Below are 3,410 nucleotides of genomic sequence, written 5' to 3'. Positions count from 1 at the left end.
GGGAAGGGCGCGGCAGACCGGGTCGCGGACGCCTGCCGGGCGGGCGCGCTGGTCGTCACGCCGGCCGAGTGGGACGGCGCGCCGCCCGAGGGCTGTCTCTTCTTCGGGCCACGGCAACTGAAGGCCACGGGGGCGCTCGCCGTCTACGCAGGCCCGCGCATCGTGACCGCGCGCGATGCGGCCGGCGACCGGCTCTGGAATCGCCGGCCCGCGGCCCGCCAGCGGCTTGCGGCGCGTCAGTAGCTGCGGATGAGGCCGACGAGCCGGCCCTGCACCTTCACCTGGTCCTCGGGCAGGACCCGCGTCTCGTAGGCCGGGTTCGCGGCCTCGAGCGCGATCATTCCGCCCCGGCGGCGAAAGCGCTTCAGCGTCGCCTCGTGGCCCTCGACCAGCGCCACGACGATGTCGCCGTTGTCGGCGGTGGTCTGTTCGCGGATCACGACGATGTCACCGTCGTTGATCCCGGCCTCGATCATCGAATCGCCCTTCACCTCCAGCGCGTAGTGCTGGCCGCGCCCCGCGAGCATGGAGCCGGGCACCGCGATATGGTGGGACACTTCGGAAATCGCCTCGATCGGCACGCCGGCCGCGATCCGGCCCATGACGGGGAGTTCCAGCGCATGGACCTCCGCCACCGGCATGGCGCCCCGGGGCGGCAGGGCGCGGTCGCCGTCGATCACCCGCGGGGTGAAACCGGGCTTCTCCATCGCCTCGGGCAGTTTCACGATCTCGATCGCGCGAGCCCGGTGGGCGAGGCGCCGGATGAAGCCGCGTTCCTCCAGCGCCGTGATCAGCCGGTGGATGCCGGACTTTGAGCGCAGATCCAGCGCCTCCTTCATCTCGTCAAAGGAGGGCGGCACCCCGTCGCGGGCGACGCGCCTCTGGATGAAATCGAGTAGTTCCAACTGCTTGCGGGTCAGCATGTGCCTGTTTTCCTTTGCCCAAACCCCGGGCCGTTCTGGAATGGTTCTACCCGCGTTCCCGTTTTGTGTCAACGGTTTCCCCGGCGGGGCGCGGTCAGAGCGCGATATAGTCCACCTCGGCGCCGGCGTCGCGGGCGGGGTCGTTCACCGGCCGGATGAGCAGCGCGTCCGCCTCCGACAGGATCGACAGCAGCGCGCTGTCCTGCCGGTCGAAGGGCGCGATGGTGACGCCGCCGCCATCCTGGCCGAGACGGGCCCGCATGTAATGTTCGCGGGGGCCGTTCGCCTCCACCGACCGGGCGAGACGGGCGCGCGCCCGTGTGGCGCCGGCGCGCGGCAGGCCCTGCATCGCGCGCAGCATCGGCAACATGAAGACATGGCCGCAAACAATTGCAGAAACGGGGTTTCCAGGAAGGCCGAGCAGCGCGGAACTGCCGAGCCTGCCGGCCATCAGCGGTTTGCCCGGGCGGATCGCGATCTTGTAGAAGGCCCGTTCCATGCCCATCGCCTCGGTCACCGGCGCGATCAGGTCGTGATCGCCCACCGAGGCGCCGCCGATGGTCACGATGAGATCGGCGTCGGCGGCAAGCTCCAGCGCGAAGCGGATCGACGCCGCGTCGTCGCGCGCGATCGGCAGCACCCTCGCCTCCGCGCCCTCCGCCTCGGCCATCGCTGCCAGCGCGAAACCGTTCGAGGCGATGATCTGGTCCGGTCCCGGACAATCGCCGGGCATCACCAGTTCGTCACCGGTGGCGACGAAGGCCACGACGGGCCGGCGCGCCACCACGACCTCGGGCACGTTCATCGCCGCGATGAGCGCAAGGTCGGCGGGCCGGAGGCGGCGCGGCGCGGTGATGCGGTCGCCCACGCGGAAATCCTGGCCCGCTGCCCGGATGTTGCGGCCCGCTTCCAGCCGCGCGCCGAGCGTGATGCGGTCGCCCTCGCGCGTCACGTCCTCCTGCAGGACGACGCGGCCGGCACCGTCGGGCACCGGCGCGCCGGTGAAGATGCGGGCCGCCGACCCCGGATCGACAGTTCCGGAAAATCCTTTTCCTGCCGCAGCTTCGCCGATGACCTTCAGGACCGCGCCGGGCTGGTGGTCGGCCTCGCGGATGGCGTATCCGTCCATGGCGGAGGCCGCGAAGGGCGGCTGGTCGCGCCCCGCCACGACGTCGCGGATAAGCACCCGCCCCGCCGCGCCGCGCAGCGCCAGCGACGTCTCGGGCAGCACGGGGCACAGCGCGAAAAGCCGCTCCAGCGCATCCTCGACGGTGATCATCGCCCGCCCTCCGCCTCATAGCGGCCGGATTTTCCGCCGTCCTTCAGGACGACGCGGAGGCCCTCGATGCGCATCGACTTCTCCGCCGCCTTGAGCATGTCGTAGACCGTCAGCGCCGCCACCGAGGCCGCCGTCAGCGCCTCCATCTCCACCCCGGTCTGACCGGTGGTCTTGACCGTCGCCTCGATGCGCACACCCGGAAGCGTCCCGTCGGGCTCGAGTTCGACGGCAACCCGGGTGATGGGCAGGGGGTGGCAGAGCGGGATCAGGTCGGCGGTCTTCTTCGCGGCCATGATCCCGGCAAGCCGCGCGACACCGAGGACATCGCCCTTCTTCGCCCGGCCCTCGGTCACCAGCGCCAGCGTCTCGGGGCGCATGACCACCCGTGCCTCCGCGACCGCGATCCGATCGGACACCTCCTTGGCCGAGACATCGACCATGTGCGCATGGCCTTCGGCGTCGAAGTGCGTCAGCGGCATGCCTGTACCTCCGAGGGATCGGCGAGCAGCGCCCGCGTCGCCGCCGCCACGTCCGGCTGCCGCATCAGGCTTTCGCCGATGAGGAAGCTGCGGGCGCCGCAGCGCGCCATCTCGGCGAGGTCGTCGCGGCTGAAAAGCCCGCTCTCGCAGATCGGCAGCCGCTCGGCGGGGATGCGGGGTGCAAGTCGTCTCGTGGTTTCAAGAGTGACTTCGAAGGTCTTGAGATTGCGGTTGTTTATGCCGACAAGATCGGACCTGAGGGCAAGCGCGCGGTCAAGCTCTGCCTCGTCATGCACCTCCAGGAGCACGTCCATCCCCCAGCCCTCCGCCGCCTCCTCGAGCTCGGCCGCCTGCGTGTCCGAGACCGAGGCGAGGATGATCAGGATGCAGTCGGCGCCCCAGGCGCGGGCCTCGGCCACCTGGTAGGGATCGTAGAGGAAATCCTTCCGTAGCGCCGGCAGCGCGACCGCGTCGCGTGCTGCCGTCAGGTACTCCGGCGCGCCCTGGAAGGAGGGCGCGTCGGTCAGGACCGACAGGCAGGTCGCGCCCCCCTCCGCATAGGCGCGCGCCAGCGCCTGCGGATCGAAGTCGGGGCGGATCAATCCCTTGGACGGGCTCGCCTTCTTGATCTCGGCGATGAGTCCGTAGCCGCTGGCAGAGGCGCGCCGCAGCGCGGCGCCGAAACCACGCGGGGGCGAGGCCTCCCGCGCCGCCGCCTCGACCGCCGCC

Annotated in this window: 4 protein-coding genes and 1 pseudogene; 1 reads left to right on the top strand and 4 read right to left on the bottom strand. The window is 71.0% G+C overall.

The window, feature by feature from the left end; genetic code table 11:
* Positions 1 to 243: pseudogene (locus tag F9K34_RS17995) on the top strand (hypothetical protein); the annotation flags it as partial.
* Here the strand turns inward: F9K34_RS17995 and lexA are convergent.
* From lexA to trpC, 4 genes are all read right to left on the bottom strand, one after another.
* Positions 237 to 923 carry a transcriptional repressor LexA gene (gene lexA / locus F9K34_RS17990; protein WP_291338484.1) on the bottom strand — a complete coding sequence of 229 codons (687 nt, stop codon included), beginning with the start codon at positions 921 to 923 and terminating at the stop codon, positions 237 to 239. The pseudogene F9K34_RS17995 and the gene lexA overlap by 7 nt on opposite strands.
* Before the next feature lie 94 nt (positions 924 to 1,017).
* Positions 1,018 to 2,202 (bottom strand): molybdopterin molybdotransferase MoeA, encoded by a 1,185-nt coding sequence (locus F9K34_RS17985; protein WP_291338483.1) that lies wholly within the window; start codon positions 2,200 to 2,202, stop codon positions 1,018 to 1,020.
* Positions 2,199 to 2,681 carry a cyclic pyranopterin monophosphate synthase MoaC gene (gene moaC / locus F9K34_RS17980; RefSeq protein WP_291338482.1) on the bottom strand — a complete coding sequence of 161 codons (483 nt, stop codon included), beginning with the start codon at positions 2,679 to 2,681 and terminating at the stop codon, positions 2,199 to 2,201. The genes F9K34_RS17985 and moaC overlap by 4 nt, the downstream gene beginning before the upstream one ends.
* A partial coding sequence (trpC, locus tag F9K34_RS17975) for an indole-3-glycerol phosphate synthase TrpC (protein ID WP_291338481.1) occupies positions 2,672 to 3,410 on the bottom strand: 739 nt, incomplete at its 5' end. The genes moaC and trpC, both read right to left, overlap by 10 nt.

This window comes from Albidovulum sp., from assembly GCF_008933605.1.
Classification (GTDB): Bacteria; Pseudomonadota; Alphaproteobacteria; order Rhodobacterales; family Rhodobacteraceae; genus Albidovulum.
The sequence above is the reverse complement of the archived record's forward strand: the minus strand, read 5'-3'. Positions and strand labels throughout refer to the sequence as shown.